16 protein-coding genes are annotated in these 16,371 nt (G+C 60.5%); 6 read left to right on the top strand and 10 right to left on the bottom strand.

Annotation, left to right across the window (positions count from 1 at the left end; all coding sequences use genetic code 11):
• Positions 1-101: 101 nt before the first annotated feature.
• A complete protein-coding gene (locus BLP65_RS06705) occupies positions 102-776 on the bottom strand; it encodes a Fe2+-dependent dioxygenase (RefSeq protein ID WP_092994323.1) in 675 nt (224 codons plus the stop codon).
• 372 nt (positions 777-1,148) lie between these two features.
• Here BLP65_RS06705 and BLP65_RS06700 point away from each other — a divergent pair, with 372 nt between their 5' ends.
• Positions 1,149-1,532 carry a hypothetical protein gene (locus BLP65_RS06700; RefSeq protein ID WP_092994320.1) on the top strand — a complete coding sequence of 128 codons (384 nt, stop codon included), beginning with the start codon at positions 1,149-1,151 and terminating at the stop codon, positions 1,530-1,532.
• 302 nt (positions 1,533-1,834) lie between these two features.
• Here BLP65_RS06700 and BLP65_RS06695 read toward each other — a convergent pair whose 3' ends face one another.
• Both BLP65_RS06695 and aroC read right to left on the bottom strand, forming a co-directional pair.
• Positions 1,835-3,055, bottom strand: a complete 1,221-nt coding sequence (locus BLP65_RS06695) for an MFS transporter (protein ID WP_092994317.1) — start codon at positions 3,053-3,055, stop codon at positions 1,835-1,837.
• A 5-nt stretch (positions 3,056-3,060) separates the two neighbouring features.
• Positions 3,061-4,149 carry a chorismate synthase gene (gene aroC / locus BLP65_RS06690; protein ID WP_092994314.1) on the bottom strand — a complete coding sequence of 363 codons (1,089 nt, stop codon included), beginning with the start codon at positions 4,147-4,149 and terminating at the stop codon, positions 3,061-3,063.
• Between the two features lie 261 nt (positions 4,150-4,410).
• Between aroC and BLP65_RS06685 the strand changes: the two genes are divergently transcribed.
• Together BLP65_RS06685 and BLP65_RS06680 are read left to right on the top strand one after the other, a co-directional pair.
• Positions 4,411-5,541: a polysaccharide pyruvyl transferase family protein gene (locus BLP65_RS06685; protein WP_092994311.1), complete on the top strand. Its 1,131-nt coding sequence runs from the start codon at positions 4,411-4,413 to the stop codon at positions 5,539-5,541.
• Between the two features lie 10 nt (positions 5,542-5,551).
• Entirely contained in the window at positions 5,552-7,015 is a 1,464-nt protein-coding gene (locus tag BLP65_RS06680) for an FAD-dependent oxidoreductase (protein WP_092994309.1), read from the top strand.
• A gap of 166 nt (positions 7,016-7,181) precedes the next feature.
• Here the strand turns inward: BLP65_RS06680 and hemN are convergent, their stop codons facing one another.
• The 6 genes from hemN to amrS form a co-directional block, all read right to left on the bottom strand.
• The gene (gene hemN, locus BLP65_RS06675) at positions 7,182-8,567 is read right to left on the bottom strand and encodes an oxygen-independent coproporphyrinogen III oxidase (RefSeq protein ID WP_092994306.1); all 1,386 of its coding nucleotides are present in this window, start codon (positions 8,565-8,567) and stop codon (positions 7,182-7,184) included.
• 28 nt (positions 8,568-8,595) lie between these two features.
• The gene (locus BLP65_RS06670; protein WP_092994303.1) at positions 8,596-8,913 is read right to left on the bottom strand and encodes a hypothetical protein; all 318 of its coding nucleotides are present in this window, start codon (positions 8,911-8,913) and stop codon (positions 8,596-8,598) included.
• Between the two features lie 245 nt (positions 8,914-9,158).
• Positions 9,159-10,100, bottom strand: coding sequence for a 50S ribosomal protein L3 N(5)-glutamine methyltransferase (gene prmB / locus BLP65_RS06665; RefSeq protein WP_092994300.1), 942 nt, complete (start codon positions 10,098-10,100; stop codon positions 9,159-9,161).
• 57 nt (positions 10,101-10,157) lie between these two features.
• Positions 10,158-10,742 (bottom strand): molybdopterin adenylyltransferase, encoded by a 585-nt coding sequence (mog, locus tag BLP65_RS06660; protein ID WP_245688254.1) that lies wholly within the window; start codon positions 10,740-10,742, stop codon positions 10,158-10,160.
• A 133-nt stretch (positions 10,743-10,875) separates the two neighbouring features.
• Positions 10,876-11,616 (bottom strand): DUF481 domain-containing protein, encoded by a 741-nt coding sequence (locus BLP65_RS06655; protein WP_092994297.1) that lies wholly within the window; start codon positions 11,614-11,616, stop codon positions 10,876-10,878.
• Positions 11,617-11,687: 71 nt separating this feature from the next.
• Positions 11,688-12,779, bottom strand: a complete 1,092-nt coding sequence (gene amrS / locus BLP65_RS06650; protein ID WP_245688253.1) for an AmmeMemoRadiSam system radical SAM enzyme — start codon at positions 12,777-12,779, stop codon at positions 11,688-11,690.
• Between the two features lie 167 nt (positions 12,780-12,946).
• On the opposite strand from amrS, the gene amrB reads away from it, so the two are divergent.
• Together amrB and amrA are read left to right on the top strand one after the other, a co-directional pair.
• Positions 12,947-13,747, top strand: coding sequence for an AmmeMemoRadiSam system protein B (amrB, locus tag BLP65_RS06645; protein ID WP_092994294.1), 801 nt, complete (start codon positions 12,947-12,949; stop codon positions 13,745-13,747).
• On the top strand, positions 13,734-14,324 hold the full coding sequence (gene amrA / locus BLP65_RS06640; RefSeq protein WP_092994291.1) for an AmmeMemoRadiSam system protein A: 591 nt from the start codon (positions 13,734-13,736) through the stop codon (positions 14,322-14,324). Before amrB ends, amrA begins: the two co-directional genes overlap by 14 nt.
• 94 nt (positions 14,325-14,418) lie before the next feature.
• Here the strand turns inward: amrA and orn are convergent, their stop codons facing one another.
• Complete coding sequence (gene orn / locus BLP65_RS06635; protein WP_092994288.1) at positions 14,419-14,964, bottom strand: oligoribonuclease; 546 nt, start codon at positions 14,962-14,964, stop codon at positions 14,419-14,421.
• Between the two features lie 85 nt (positions 14,965-15,049).
• Between orn and BLP65_RS06630 the strand changes: the two genes are divergently transcribed.
• The gene (locus tag BLP65_RS06630; RefSeq protein ID WP_092994285.1) at positions 15,050-16,321 is read left to right on the top strand and encodes a M48 family metallopeptidase; all 1,272 of its coding nucleotides are present in this window, start codon (positions 15,050-15,052) and stop codon (positions 16,319-16,321) included.
• Positions 16,322-16,371: the final 50 nt, after the last annotated feature.

Here is a 16,371-nt window from a genome sequence, read left to right as displayed (position 1 = left end):
TTATCGGAAGCCGATTCCGTCTGAATGACGTCGAGGTATGGCCGGAGATCGGGTTCTGATCTTCGCGATCCTTTGCGGCCTTTGCGGTTAACATTTCAAATTCAAAGCTCGCTCCACATGCGCATCAGGTTGATATAGGAATGGTCGACGGCGTCGCATTCGGGGGAGCCGGGCTCACGCTTGAGGAGACTCTCCCGCGCCTGGCTGAGGTTGTACAGCAGTTCGCGCTTCTCCGGGTCGCGCACCAGGCTCTGGATCCAGAGGACGGCCACCAGGCGTTCACCCGCAGTCACCTCTTCCACCCGGTGCAGCGTACCGGACGGATAGATGACCGCGTCGCCGGCATCCAGCTTGATGTACTGCTCACCAAATGGAGTCCGGATCACCAATTCACCACCCTGGTACTCCTCGGGACCACTCAGGGCGATGGTGCAGGAAACATCGGTACGGTAACGGCCGCTGTCCGGCCCCATGATCGGGTCATCGATATGATCGCCGTAGCGCATGCCCGGCGTGTAGCGGGCAATGATGGGCGTGGCGACCCGATGCGGCAGCGCACCGTTTCGGAAAAGTTCGCTGCGGTAGAGGCTGCCCACCAGGGCACGATTCAACGGATCGCGAACCTCCGATCCCCGATCCAGTTCCAGGTTATTCTTGACCTTCTCGGCGGCTTTACCGGCGGTGAGTCTGCCATCCACGAAACGGGCCCTGGAGACGGCGTTGGCTACCGTAGTCAACTCTTCCGGCGAGAGTACGCCCGGGATCCTGAGCAGCATGTAATCACCTCTTCTTGGATTGCGCCTCCATCATAGCTGAACGGCTTGATGTTCAGCCACGGAGGAACACAACAGCTTGAACCACGGGGAGCACGGGGGACACGGGGGACACGGGGAAATTGAAAAACAAATACCCGTATCTCCCGTGCTCCCGTAGTCAACCACTCGTCCCTGTGTTCCCGGTGGTTGCTTCCACGCATCAGCGTTACCATGGTTTTTATGCATCCGCTCGATGACACGCCGCACGGCATCCTTGGTTGCTGGTTTGCAGAGCCACTGGAAAGAAGTGCTGCAGAGCAGCTATTGAAGGCAGCCGATTCCCGGCAGACGCGGCTCGCGCGGCACAGGGCATCGTGTCGGGTTTGCCGGCTAATGCGGATGGTTGCCCATTTCTGGTTAGAGCTCGATATCGAAGGGGAGTTCGAGCGGCTCGCGGAGGAGCCCTGTGCAGGGGCCCACGAACGGATCCTGGCACGCCAGATCTACGGCCAACTGCTGATGAGCCGGCGGCTCGCGGGCGCCCACGAACAGCTGCAAACGGCTTTCGCTGCGGCGAGCGATCTCTATGCACCGGGTGACTACTTCCTGACCATGCGCCGCAATGCCCTGCTGCGCCACCTGCCGCTATCCCGGCAACCGCATCCACCGCTTGGCCTGCAACAACTGCTCACCACCGCCGCCGTTGCCGCCCAGCTGCAGCGCAGCGCCCCTTCCTACCGACCCGGTCCTTTCGACCATAGCGATACCTTTGGATAACAGCGGGTCAACCACAGAGGACACGGAGTTCTCCAGGGACGAGAAACCCAGGTCTTCTCTGCCCCCCCAAGGTGAACGCATAATCACATTGCGGTACGGAGAAAAGCGATGTAAGTCCTTGAAATCGGGTACACCGTGAATACATCCCTGTAGGCTCGATCGCTGCGTCCCTACAGCAAACGACCCGCTTTCAGGGACTTACATCCCTTCAGAAAAGTATGCGGTTGCCCTGACCCGATTCTCCTCAGTGCTCTCGATGTCCTCTGTGTTCTCTGTGGTTGTCAGCCGTCCCGGATCCCGGACTAACGCTCCCGGACCCAGGCCCAGGCGATCAGCGTCGCCGCGAGGCTGAGAACAGCCGCGATGTAATAGGTCGCTTCGGGGCTGATACCCTCCCACACCCAGCCGCTGTAGAGGGCTCCGATAGCACCACCGGCACCGAAACTGAGGCTGCTGTAGAGCGCCTGCCCGCGCCCCTGATGGCGACCGGTGAAGAACTGGTGAAAGAGGGCGATGGCGACGGCATGAAAGATCGCGAAGCTGGCCGCATGAAGAGTCTGGGCGAACAGCATGGTGGGAAGATTCTGGGGGATGAAGCCGATGAGCATCCATCGCAAGGTCGTCAACATCAGTGCCGCGATCAGCAGGGCCCGCAGCCCGAAACGGGGCGCGAGCCGGTGCATAAGCAGAAAAATCCCCACTTCGGCAGCTACCCCCAAGGCCCAGAGCTGCCCGATGAGTCCGCGACCGTAGCCGTAGTCTTCCATGTAGATAGTAAAAAAGGTGTAGTAGGGACCGTGGCTCGCCTGCATCAAAAAGCAGACCACGAGCAGCGCGATCACTTCCGGGCGCCGCAGGACTTTCAGAATAGAGCCTTCGCCACTATCCCCGTGGGTTGCTCCCCTTTCCGGGACACTGAGGGTCGACAACCAGATGCCGGCAAACAGCAGCAGCAGCACTGGAGGCAGGATGTCCGGCTCCCAGATCTCCATGGCCGCCCCGAGGCCCGCGACCGTGGCAATGAAACCGATCGAGCCCCAAAGCCGGATGATGCTGTAGCGATGGGTGTCGCGCCCCAGATGGCTGAGGGTGGTCGCTTCGAACTGCGGCAGTGCAGCGTTCCAAAAGAAGCTGAACAGCAGCATCACTGCCGCGAGGCTCCAGAAGCCCTGAACCAGGAATACGCCCAGAAAAGTCACCAGGGCCAACAGTGACCCGAGCCGGACGACGGCCATCGGCCGGCCCGTATGATCAGCAATCCACCCCCAGACGTTGGGCGAAATGATCTTAGTGGCCATCAGTACGGCCATCAGCTGGCCGATCTGCACCGAACCGTATCCCAGGTGCTTCAGGTAGAGCGCCCAGTACGGCACCAGCACGCCGAGCGTGGCGAAATAGAAGAAGTAGAAGCCGGACAGACGCCAGTACGGAAGGGGTGAGCCGCGAGGGGAGAGGTTCGAGTCAGCGCGATCGGCTACCGGCTCGGACCGAGGCCCTCGCCCTTCGTCGTGCGCATCTCCCATGAATATCAGCCGGTGATGATCGGAGTTTCAGATTGCACGTCTGCGTTCTGGGCCCGGTGGCGCAGGTAGTGATCCATCAACACAATGGCAGTCATCGCCTCGGCGATGGGGACCGCACGAATGCCCACACAGGGATCGTGACGCCCCTTCGTGACCACCTCCGTCGGGCTGCCGGAGCGATCGATGCTGGTACCGGGAACACGGATACTGGAGGTGGGTTTGAGGGCGATCGAAGCCACGATATCCTGGCCGGTGGAGATTCCCCCCAGCACACCGCCCGCATGGTTGCCGACGAAACCTTCGGGTGTGATGGCGTCCCGGTGTTCGCTGCCCTTTTGCTCGACGCTGGCAAAACCGGCACCGATCTCGACTCCCTTGACGGCATTGATGCTCATCAGGGCATGGGCGAGCTCTGCGTCCAGACGGTCGAAGACAGGCTCACCCAGACCCACCGGAGTACCCCCGGCCACGACATTGACCCGGGCCCCGACCGAATCCCCCTCCTTGCGAAGGCTGTCCATATAGGCCTCAAGTTCAGTTACCCGCTCGGCATCCGGGAAGAAAAAGGGGTTCTCCTCCACTTCGCCCCAGTCGTGCCGCCTGGCAGCGATGGGCCCGAGCTGCGCCAGGTAGCCGCGGATCTGTACGCCCTTCGAAGCCAGGTATTTTTTGGCAATGGCTCCGGCCGCGACCCGCATGGCGGTCTCCCGGGCCGACGAGCGGCCGCCACCCCGATAGTCGCGCAGTCCGTATTTCTGCTGATAGGTGTAATCGGCATGGCCCGGGCGAAAGGTATCCGCAATATCCGAATAGTCCTTCGAGCGCTGATCCTGGTTCTCGATCAGCAGTCCGATAGGGGTGCCGGTCGTGACGCCTTCGAACACACCCGAGAGGATTCGCACCTGGTCGGGCTCGCGACGCTGGGTGGTGTGCCGCGTCTTGCCCGGACGGCGCCGGTCCAGATCCTGTTGAAGGTCTGCTTCGCTGAGCTCCAGCCCCGGAGGACAGCCGTCCACCACACAGCCGATGGCCGCCCCGTGGGACTCTCCAAAGCTGGTGACGGTAAACAGTTTGCCGATGCTATTTCCTGACATGGCCGCTATTGTAGCGATTTAATCGGGTGGCGTCCCCTGCCCTTCCGTCCGCAGACGGAAAATTCTTCCGAGACTACCCGGGAACAAGCGACGAATCCTTTCTTCGGAATTTGTGGTTATCCCATGCTGCCGATTGCACCGTCGTCCCCGAAAACCCGATCCCGGTTACATCGTCACCACGTCGGCTGCCCTGTTCGCCACGTGTTATTGCTTTCCGGAGTCGCTGAACAGCTATCTTTGCGGTGAGCGCAGGGAGGCGACATGACCAGGAATCAGTACAAGTACCGGATAGGGATCACCGGATCCTATGGTGGGCTTAATCTTGGAGATGAAGCCATCCTGCAAAGCATCGTCACCCAACTGCGGGAATCCACAGAAGCGGAGATCACGGTCTTCTCTCGAGATAGGGAGGACACTCGCCAGCGTCATGCTGTGGATCATGCCATCTCGACACGACGACTCTCCCGAGATGAACTAAGCAAGCTGGTGGAGGGACTGGATCTGCTGATCGTCGGCGGAGGCGGGCTCCTGTTCGACGCCGAAGCGCGGACCTTTTTACGCGAAGCCACTCTGGCCCAGGAATTGGGCGTTCCCGTCATGGTCTATGCCATAGGAGCCGGGCCACTACGGGATGCTGCGGTCCAGACAGCCGTACGTGAGGTGCTCGATCGCACGGAAGTCATCACCGTGCGGGAAGCCGCCGCACGCCAGGTGCTGGAAGAGACCGGTGTCCGACACGACATTCAGGTCACGGCGGACCCGGCGCTGCTTCTGAAACCCGAACCACTGCCCAGGCAGGCCCTGGCTAGCGAAAACCTGAAACAGGACGGCCCGATGGTGGGTATGTCGGTACGCGAACCGGGCGCCGCTGCACCCGACGTCAGCCAGGACGTCTACCACCAGTTACTCGCCAATGCGGCCGACTACATGGTGGACCGTTTTGGTGCTCAGGTGGTGTTCATCCCCATGGAGCGCGGCGTGCTCGATATGCAGCACAGCCATGCCGTTATCTCAAAAATGCTCTGCCCTCAAAGCGCGACCGTACTCAAGGGAGAATACACCTCCGGTCAACTACTGACCCTGATTGGCCATTTCGATTTCGCCGTCGGCATGCGGCTGCATTTCCTCATACTGGCGGCCCTTGGCCGGGTGCCCTTTGTCGCCCTGCCCTACGCCACAAAAGTGGGTGGTTTTCTGGAACAGATCGGGGCGGAGATGCCTCCAATAGACAGGGTCAATGCCGGCCGCTTGCTCGCCCACATCGATCGTTCCTGGGATCGACGCCGTTCTCTGGCCAACCGCATCGACCGTACCGTTCCGATGCTGCAGGATCGCGCCCGCGAGTCTCACCGGATTCTGATGGAACTCCTGCAACGTCATCACCCCGGATAAGGAGACTCCCATGCCGGTACTACCCCGCCCCGACGCAATCCACTCTGTACCCCTTCCGCCTCGCACCGCCCGGGTGGCAGGCAGCTGTGACGTACTGGTGGTCGGAGGCGGACCAGCGGGAATCGGGGCGGCCCTGGGTGCGGCGGCCACCGGCGCTCACACGATTCTGGTCGAGCGCTACGGCTTCTTGGGCGGCAATGCGACGGCTGCACTGGTCATGCCCTTCATGTCCTATTTCACCGAGTTCCACCGCCCTGAACGGTTGGGAAGCCATACGCTCCTGCCGACCGATCACGGTCCCGGCGAGCCGGTATTGGCAGGTGTTCTCAGGCAGTTCGTCAAAAGACTCCTGGAGCGGGGTGGAGCCGTTCTGCCTTCTCAGGAGACCGGGTATACGGTGCCGTTCGATCCGGAGATCCTGAAACAGGTCGCGATGGAGATGCTCGATGAAGCGGGTGTGCAGTTCCTGTTTCACGCCTTCGCGTCGGGCATACTCGGGTATGAACAGCCCGAAGGTGTGATCTTCGAAACCAAATCGGGCCCGGTGGTCATCCATGCACGCACGGTCGTCGATTGCACCGGTGACGGCGATATCGCCTTCAATGCCGGTGCCCCCTATGAGACAGGCCGCGATACCGATGGGCTGGTGCAGCCCATGACGCTGATGTTCCGCATGGCGGAATTCGAAAAAGCCGCATTCGAAAACTATGCGCGGCGGCACCCCCAGGACTGGCGGGGCGTACACGGCCTTTGGGATCTGGTCCGCCGGGCCACCGAAGAGGGAGAACTGGACCTGCCCCGGGAAGATATCCTCTTCTTTGCCACTCCCCATCCCCGGGAAGTCAGCGTCAACAGTACCCGTGTCACAAGGGCAGTCCCGCTGTTCGGGACCGATGTATGGGATTTGAGCTACGCAGAGTGGTCCGCACGACATCAAATGCGGCAGATTGTTGCCTTCTTCCGCCATTATGTCCCCGGCTTCGAGCAGTCTTATCCCGTGCAGAGTGGTACGCAGGTGGGGGTCCGCGAATCGCGGCGCATCCTGGGGGACTACCGACTTACCGGAGACGACGTCCTCTCCGCCCGCAAGTTCGATGACGTGGTGGCACGCAACGCCTATCCCATCGACGTCCACAATCCGCGCGGTAGCGGCACCACCCTTACGCGAGTACCACCCGGCGAAGCGTATGACATACCGCTACGTTGCCTGCTGCCGCGCGATGTGGAAAACCTCGTTGTGGCCGGTCGCTGTATCTCCGGCAGCCACGAGGCACACTCCTCCTATCGGGTAATGCCGGTCGCGATGTCCCTGGGTCAGGCCGGCGGTGTCTGCGCGGCGCTCGCGGCACTGAAGGGAGTCACCCCGCGGGAACTGGCGGTCGACGATGTGCAGCGCGAACTGCTGCGTCAGGGCGCGGACCTGCGGGGAATTACTAATGCCAACCACGGGGGACACGGGGATCACGGGGAGTGACCTACGAGAACATTTCATAACTACTCAGCAGCGCACGATCTCAAGCAACTTCAGTCCTCTGCGTACTCTGCGCCTCTGCGATGAATAATCCGGGCTAAGACAAACCCCGTGTGCCCCGTGCTCCCCGTGGTTTATATCCTCCGTATCTTTTGTGGCTAAATATCCGTCAAATTACCTTCGAAAAGCTGCGGTTGGCCTTCTCGCGCAGGTAGCGATCGAACACCATGCAGATATTGCGGATGAGCAGTTTCCCGGCGGGTTTCACCTCGATGCGGTCGGGATGCTGCTCCAGCAAGCCATCTTTCTCCATCTCATTGAGCTCATTCAGTTCGGCGGCAAAGTACTCGTCGAAGGTGATGCCGAAGGTCTTTTCCACTTCCGCCTTGTGCAGCACGAAATGGCAGATGAGATTGGTGATGACGGAGCGACGCAGCTTATCGTCTTCATTCAGCTCGTAGCCGCGAAATACCGCCAGTCGCCCGGCGTCAATGCGCTCGTAGTACTCCTCCATCCCCTTCAGGTTCTGGGAGTAAGTGTCGCCCACCTGGCTAATCGAGGTGCTGCCAAGTCCCACCAGATCACAGTCGGCGTGGGTCGAGTAGCCCTGGAAGTTGCGGTAAAGCGTACGTTCACGCTGGGCCACCGCCAGCTCGTCATCCGGTTTGGCAAAGTGGTCCATGCCGATGTAGAGATAGCCGTTGCGGGTCAGCTTGTCGATGGTCAACTGGAGAATGTCCAGCTTCTCCTGCGGAGAAGGCAGGTCCCCGGCTTCGATGCGCCGCTGCGGCTTGAACAGTTCCGGCAGGTGCGCGTAGTTGAATACCGCCAGGCGGTCGGGGGAGATCTCGAGGATCCTGTCGAGGGTGCGACCGAAGCTCTCGGTACTCTGAAAGGGAAGCCCGTAGATCAGGTCGATACTCATCGACTTGAAGCCTTCCCGCCGCGCGGCCTCGAGCACCGACAGAGTCTGCTCTTCCGTCTGGATCCGGTTGACCGCCTTCTGTACCCGCGGGTCGAAGTCCTGGACTCCGAGGCTCATGCGGTTGAAGCCGATCTTCCGCAGCAAGGCTACGGTATCGGTCTGCACCTCCCGCGGGTCGATCTCGATGGAATACTCGCCGCTGTCATCATCATGCAGATTGAAGCATTCGCGGGTCTTGTCCATCAACGCCGTCATTTCGTCATGACTGATGAAGGTGGGCGTGCCGCCGCCCCAGTGCAGCTGATTGACCGGCCGGGAGCCGTCCAGCAATTCGGCCTGCATCTCGATTTCGCGGTGCAACCGCTCCAGATAGGGCGCGGCCCGTTTGCGATTCTTGGTGACCACCTTGTTGCAGCCGCAGTAGAAACAGACCGTATCGCAGAAGGGGATATGAAAGTACAGGGAGAGCGGACGACCGCTTTCCCTGCTCTTTTGCGCCCACTTGCGGTATTCGGCTTCGCTGAAGCCCTCATGGAACTGAACCGCCGTCGGATAAGAGGTATAGCGCGGCCCCGATTTGTCGTAACGCTTGATCAAATCGATGTCGAATTCGATGCTCTGGTTGGTCATCGGACCTCCTAAACGGGTACGGGTTGGCTCAGGCTTCGTCGACTGCGAGACCATTGCGATGGGTGTGATTGATCACCGCCAACAGGTGCGCGAATGGCAACTGCGACTTATATTTGTTGGCGATCTCCATAAAAGCCAGATCCCGGTTCTCGAAATGGTAACTGCCGTCCGCCATGGAGGCGCGCAGCTCCTTCAATCCCTGCTCCAGCGGCTCGAGATAGCCGAGCTGTCCACCGGCATCCTCCATATCGAATTCGAAACAGGCGCGCAGCTCGTCGATTTCGATAAGCGCCTGTTCGACAAGCCGAACGTATTCTTCGGCAGTCTTGGGCTGAACGCTGTACATGAATACTCTCTCTATTGACTTGGACGGTCTGCTACCGACTTGGACGGCCTGTGGCCGAAATGGTTGCGAGCGGGCATTGTAGCCCGGAATATTCACTGCCAAAACGCAAAGGCAAGATCCACAACGAATTCACCACGAAAACGCAGAGTACACGAGGGACGAAGGAGCCCTCGTGAGAGTGAGATCTTCTTCCTGATCCTGCCAATCCGAATTCCCCTGAACTCTGCGTCTCTGCGGGTTTCCCTCTAAAGCCGCTGGCGAGTGGCTGCGTGCCGGGCGAACAGGGCCTGATGCTCGGTGACCTGTTCGGCGGTTAGCAGGAAGACGCCCTCCCCTCCACGCTCAAACTCGAGCCAGACAAACGGCACCTCGGGCAAGAGCTCTTCAAGGGCCGCTGCGCTGTTGCCCACCTCCACCACCAGAATGCCCTCCTGCTCCAGGTGGTCGGGTGCCTCACTCAGCATGCGCAGCACCAGGTCGAGGCCGTCGTGTCCGGCCTCAAGGGCCAGCGCCGGCTCGTGATGGTACTCATCCGGTAGCGCGGCCATATCCTCGGCATCCACATAGGGCGGGTTGCTGACAATGATGTCGTAGCGCTCGCCCCTGAATCCGTCAAACAGGTCCGAACGTACAGGCTGCATCTGCTCCTCCAGCCCGTGCTTTTCAATGTTGATACGGACCACTTCGAGGGCTTCTTCGGAGATGTCACCGGCATCCACCGTCGCAGCCGGGAACGCCAGGGCACAGGCCGCGGCGATGCAGCCGCTGCCTGTGCAGAGATCCAGCACCCGCCCTACGCGCTCCGGATCGATCCAGGGTTCAAACCGTTCCTGGATCAGTTCCGCTATCGGCGAGCGGGGAATCAGGACCCGTTCATCGACATAGAACGGCAGGCCTGCAAACCACGCCTCGTTAGTGAGGTAGGGGGCTGGCAAGCGCGTCTGAACGCGACGTGCGATCAGCTCTGCCACCGCGCTACGCTCCTCCGCCAGTAGTCGGGCGTCGAACCAGCTCTCCGGAATCTGCGGCGGCAGGTGGAGCACGAACAGGGTCAGATAGGCCGCCTCGTCAAAGGCATTATCGGTGCCATGGCCGAAGAAGAGTCCCTCCCGGTTGAACAGGCTCGCGCCCCAACGGATCAGGTCCCGGGCCGTAAGCAGTGTTTCGACGACTTCGTCAATGTTCATGCATTTTACCGCGGAGGACACAGAGAATACCGTCATTTCACTCGGTGTTCTCAGTGGTTAACCGCCCTTTTTGGCATGTTTGGGACGAAACGCCTTGACGACCGACTCGTCAGTCTCCAGGTAGGGCCCCTCAATCAAATCGATGCAGTAGGGAACAGCGGGAAATACCGCGTCGAGACAGTCAGCGATCGCCGAAGGCTTGCCGGGCAGATTGATGATCAGCGATTGACCGCGAATACCCGCTATCTGTCGGGAGAGGATGGCGGTGGGAACAATTTTGAGGGAGACCGCCCGCATCTGTTCACCGAACCCGTCCAGCAGCTTGTCGCATACGGCCTCGGTGGCTTCAGGGGTGATATCACGCGGCGCCGGACCCGTGCCGCCGGTGGTGACCACCAGTCCGCACCCCTCGCCCTCGCAAAGCTCGCGCAGTGCGGTCTCCACCTGCGCCTGTTCATCCGGAACCAGACGGGCAACGGCTTCCCATGGGCTGGTAAGGGCCCGCTCCAGCCACTCGCGAATGGCCGGACCGCCCAGATCCTCGTATTCGCCCCGACTGGCCCGGTCCGAAACAGTAACGATCCCGATGCGCGCCTTCTCGCCCATGAACAGCTGCTCCCGCAAAAGAAACCCGACCGCCATTATAAAGATTCCGGGAGCGGGATACGAGGGTGAAATGAGAGGTGCCAGGACACAAGGAAAACAGCCAGGGCCATGCTCTCGCGCCAGAGAAGGCGAGCAGCCCCTTCAAAAACCTTACCCGGCCTCTTTGCGGTTACTCAAAATCCAGCACCAGGGTTACGGCGACGATAGTATCGGTGTTCTCGGTGTCCTCGGGAACATCACTGCTATGACGGACCGTATAGGAGAGCTTGGTGGCCAGATTGCCGTTGATCTTGAGTTTCAGCGCAGAGATCGATTCCGTGAAGGTGTTTTCGTCACCGGATTCGATGAACAGCTCCTCGGTAAACCGGGCAAAGGGACTGATCTCCCACTCCAGACTGCCCGCACCACGCACAATCAACTCATCATCACGCTCATCACTCGTCTCAAGGAGCGAGTGGCGACCACCGATACCCGCCTCGAGATCGAGTGACAGATCCGGCGTTTCATAGACCCGGCGGCCGTAACCGACCGTCTCGGAGACCCGGTAGTCATATCCGCTGAAGCGGTCGTCCTCGTAGCGCAGAGTCCCGAACAGGTAGCTGTTTTCGTCGAACCGGTAATCGGTCTTGTGGGCGAACAGGTACCGCTCCGCCGTGGTCTGGTCCTCATCGGAACTGCGCAGGGTCTCCAGCCGGCTATCGTGCCGCCAGGGAAACAACTCGTTCTGGAGCACAACGCGAGCATTGAAACTCTCCGTCTCACTGTTGCCGGAGGTCGCCATGAACCCCACTTCCGCTTCACCGCTCCAGCCCCCGCTCGACCCTGTGCCGGCCTCCTGCGCCCAACTTGCCTGCGCGGCCCCAAGGACCAGAAACACCCCCGCACGCAAAAGGCATCCAGCAGTACGCATCGCTTTACCAGACAAGAAAAACCGGAATTCTAACAAAAGGCACCGGCTCTCTTCCAATGGCCTGACCAGCCTTATGCAGCGAAGTCCTGCAAACGCACGGGCCTTCGCCGCGCCCCCCAGTCACCCGGCGGACCGTCGAAAACACCGGCACACCGGGTTCCACACCGGCGGCAATGGCCATCATCGGTGAGGTTCCAGTCCGTGATCACGTACCCGTCCCGGCCGATGATTCGCTCTCCACAGTGGTGGCACCAGGTGCTGCCGCCCACCTCATCATGGATATTGCCGGTATAGGCGTAACGGACACCGTTGTTGATGGCGATCTCGCGAGCCCGGTGGAGGGTCGCTGCAGGTGTAGGCGGGACGTCGGGCATCTTCCAGTCCGGGTGAAATGCCGTGAAGTGCATCGGCACCTCTGCTCCCAGTTCCTGCACCACCCAGCGGGTCATGGCATCCAGCTCCTCCTCGCTGTCATTGCGACCCGGGATCACCAGCGTAGTCAGCTCCAGCCAGACATCAGTCTCCTGGCGAAGGTAGACCAGCGTCTCCAGTACCGGCTTCAGGTGGGCGCCGGTAAGTTTGTAGTAGAACGCGTCACTGAATGCCTTCAGGTCGACGTTGGCCGCGTCCATATAGGAGTAGAACTCCCGGCGCGGCGCTTCGGCCACATATCCGGCCGTTACTGCTACCGACTTGATCCCCCGCTCTCGACAGGCACGCGCCACATCGATGGCGTACTCGTGAAAGATCACCGGGTCATTGTAGGTGTAGGCCACGCTTCGGCAGCCGTTGGACTCCGCAGCCCGGGCAATCATCTCGGGCGAAGCCCGGTCCATCAACGTATCCATCTCCCGTGACTTGCTGATGTCCCAGTTCTGGCAAAATTTGCAGGCCAGATTGCAGCCCGCCGTGCCGAACGACAAGACGGGCGTTCCGGGCAGGAAGTGATTCAGCGGCTTTTTCTCGACCGGGTCCACGCAAAAACCACTGGAGCGGCCATAGGTGGTCAGGACGATACGATTGCCGATGTTGGCGCGAACAAAACAGAGTCCCCGCTGCCCTTCACGCAATTTGCAGTAGCGCGGGCAGAGGTCACACTGAACCCGTGCATCCTCAAGGGCGTGCCAGTAGCGCGTCTCGGTCAGTTCGGTGGCTTCGGACACCCGGCTTTTCTCCGTTAGGTCACTGAATTTGTTTACCATGAACCTTGAGACCACCGAAATGGTCAGACATTGCATTGAATAAGGGTTTTCCGATACACAGAGATCGTGAAACGGGACATCCCCGGGATGATTTCGTGGTGGAACAGCAGCTCTCAAGAGGTTTATGCATGACATCGACTCGACCACCAGCCGTCGCCGGCCTCTTCTATCCCTCGGATCCCACCGAACTGCAGGAGCTGGTCCTGGAGCTGCTGAACGCTGCACCGGAACCCGGGTCTTCGGTCCCCAAGGCCATCATCGCGCCCCACGCCGGATACCCCTATAGCGGAGCGATCGCTGCTCGTGCCTATGCCTGTCTGGCATCCGCCCGGGAGCGTATTACGCGCGTGGTGTTGCTGGGCCCTTCTCATCGCGTTCCCCTGCTCGGGCTGGCCACCTCCGGTGCCGATTTCTTCCATACTCCGCTCGGAGACATTCCCCTCGACCGGGTCAGTATCGCTTCGGTGGAAGCACTGCCTCAGGTCAAGCGGTTGGATGCCGCTCACCAGATGGAGCACAGTCTGGAGGTCCATCTGCCGTTTCTGCAGGGACTGCTCGGGTCATTCAGGCTGGTACCCCTGGTGGTCGGCGATGCCACGCCCGAGGAGACCGCCGAGGTGCTCGAGCACCTTTGGGGCAGTGAGGAAACGGCGATTGTCATCAGCTCCGATCTGTCGCACTTCCACGACTATGCCACTGCGCAGCGGCTGGATCGCTCTACCCGGGATGCCATCGAGCAGCTGGATTGTTCGGCGATTGGCCATGAGGATGCCTGCGGACGCAATCCCATCCGCGGGCTACTGCTGGCTGCCAAACGACGGGGACTCACTGTGAAAACCCTGCAACTCGGCAATTCCGCCGATGCCGCGGGCCCGCGTGACAGTGTGGTCGGTTACGGCGCCTGGAGCTTTACCGATGTTGAATCCTGATCAGCGCGAAATACTACTAACGGTAGCGGAGGATTCCATTTGGCAGGGGTGGAGCGAATCCGGGGGCAACTCCATCGACCCCGACTCCTTCGAACACTGCCTGCGGCAGCCGGGCGCCTGCTTCGTGACACTGCACCAGCGAGGTGAATTGCAAGGCTGCATCGGCTCCCTGGAGCCGCACCGCCCCCTGGTGAAAGATGTCGCGGAAAATGCCTTCGCTGCCGCTTTTCGTGACCCGCGCTTTCTACCCCTCAGCCGCGAGCAGTGGGATGAGCTCGATTTGGAAATATCCGTGCTCGGTCCGGCCGAACCGATGACCTTTCGCTCGGAGGCGGATCTGCTGGCGCAACTGCGACCGGGCATCGATGGACTGGTATTGGAGGAGCAGCACTATCGCTCCACCTTTCTGCCCATCGTGTGGGAGGCACTCCCCGAACCCTCGCACTTCCTTCGACAACTGAAACTGAAGGCCGGCCTCACGTCCGAATACTGGTCCGATACGATCCGCATCCACCGCTACGGTACCGAAGCCTTCGGAAGAAAAGTTAGTGAGCCAAATTGGTGTCCGCGCATGTAGGAGCGACGGAAGTCGCGATAACGCCGAATCGCGGCTTCCGCCGCTCCTACACGTCACCGAAGGAGCGTGTTGGACACGATTTCGAAACAGCTATTTAGACTTTGAGAAAGTGCTTGCGATAGTACCGAAGTTCGTTGATCGACTCCCGAATGTCGTCGAGTGCCTGATGCGAGCCGTTTTTCTTCAACCCGGCGGCAAGCTGCGGAGCCCAGCGCCGCACCAGCTCCTTGAGGGTACTGACGTCCAGATTGCGGTAGTGGAAGTAGGCCTCCAGCTTCGGCATCAACCGAGCCAGGAAGCGTCGGTCCTGACAGATACTGTTGCCGCAAATCGGTGAAGCACCCGGCGGCACATACTTCTCGATAAACTCCAGTGTCACTACCTCGGCATCGAGTTCGGAGAGACTACTGGCGCGCACACGCTCCAAAAGGCCCGACTCACCATGCGTACGGGTATTCCACTCATCCATTCCGGCCAGTACAGCCTCGCTCTGATGAATGGCCAGAACCGGCCCCTCTTCAAGCACTTGAAGGTGGGCATCGGTGATGATGGTGGCGATCTCGATAATCCGGTCACCCTGGGGGTCCAGACCGGTCATTTCCAGGTCGATCCAAATGAGATTGTCAGGGTTTCTTGCCATATGCCTCTACGCCGTGGTCGCTTGCGAACTATTCTATCAGAGGCTAACCTTCCTTCGCCCTTCCCGCTGAAGTTCAAGGATTTCCATGGAAATTTTCACTCAGGTCTTCCTGGCCGCGCTGCTGCTGGCCATGGGCATTCAGCTCTATCTGGATTACCGGCAGATACGGCACGTGCGCATGCACCGCGATACGGTACCGGAAGCTTTCGCGGAGCGGATCACCCCGGAGCTCCATCGCAAGGGCGCCGACTACACCACCGCCCGCACGCGGCTCTCCGCGGCTGAGAACCTGTACGGGGCGGGCCTGCTGCTGATCTGGACCCTGGGGGGCGGGCTGTCGTGGCTGAACGGCTTCTGGCAGCAGTGGGAACTGGGTCCACTGGTGACCGGCACCGGCTTTCTCGTCAGCCTGTTTCTGCTCTTCTCCGTGCTGGATCTGCCGTTTACCCTCTATCGCACCTTCGGGATCGAAAAGCGTTTCGGGTTCAATCGCAGCACGCCGGGACTGTTTCTCTCCGATCGGCTCAAGCAGGCCCTGATTGCCCTGGCACTCGGTATTCCGCTGGCGGCTCTGGTGTTGTGGTTGATGGATGCGGGTCGCAATCCCGTGGCCGCCGATTACGGCAACGAAGGGTGGTGGCTCTATGTCTGGGCGGTGTGGATGGGCTTCAACCTGCTAATGCTCTGGGCGTTTCCCAGCATCATCGCCCCGCTGTTCAACAAGTTCACGCCGCTTGAGGACCGCGAACTGGTGCAGCGCATCGAGTCCTTGCTGGAGCGTTGCGGATTCGAATCCAAAGGTATCTTCGTCATGGACGGTTCGCGTCGCTCCAGCCACGGCAACGCCTATTTCAGCGGCGTCGGCAACAGCAAGCGCATCGTCTTCTTCGATACGCTGCTGGAGACACTGAACGGCGAGGAGATCGAGGCCGTACTGGCCCACGAACTGGGACATTTCCGCCGCCGACACGTCGCCAAACGGTTGGGTACGGTCGCCCTGCTCAGCCTGGCGGGACTCGCCGCCCTGGGCTACCTGATGGGCCAGCCCTGGTTCTATTCGGGCCTGGGGCTCACTGAACCTTCCGTGCATGGCGCGCTGGCCTTGTTTTTGCTCGTGGCACCGGTGTTCACCTTCTTCTTGCAGCCGCTGATGGCTGCGGTGATGCGGCGCCACGAATTCGAGGCAGATGATTTTGCCTCCCGGCAGGCCGACGCCCACCACCTGGTACGGGCGCTGGTCAAACTCTACCGGGACAACGCCAGCACGCTGACCCCGGACCCCTGGCACTCCGCCTACCACGACTCCCACCCACCGGCGCCGGTGCGGATCGCCCACCTGTCGGCAAAAACCGGCTGAGTGCTGCGAACAGGGATCATCACTACTGGAACACTAAATACGTGTTCCAA

The organism is Thiohalomonas denitrificans, assembly GCF_900102855.1.
Taxonomy (GTDB): Bacteria; Pseudomonadota; Gammaproteobacteria; order Thiohalomonadales; family Thiohalomonadaceae; genus Thiohalomonas; species Thiohalomonas denitrificans.
Note: the sequence above shows the minus strand (reverse complement) of the source record. Positions and strands in the feature narration are given on the sequence as shown.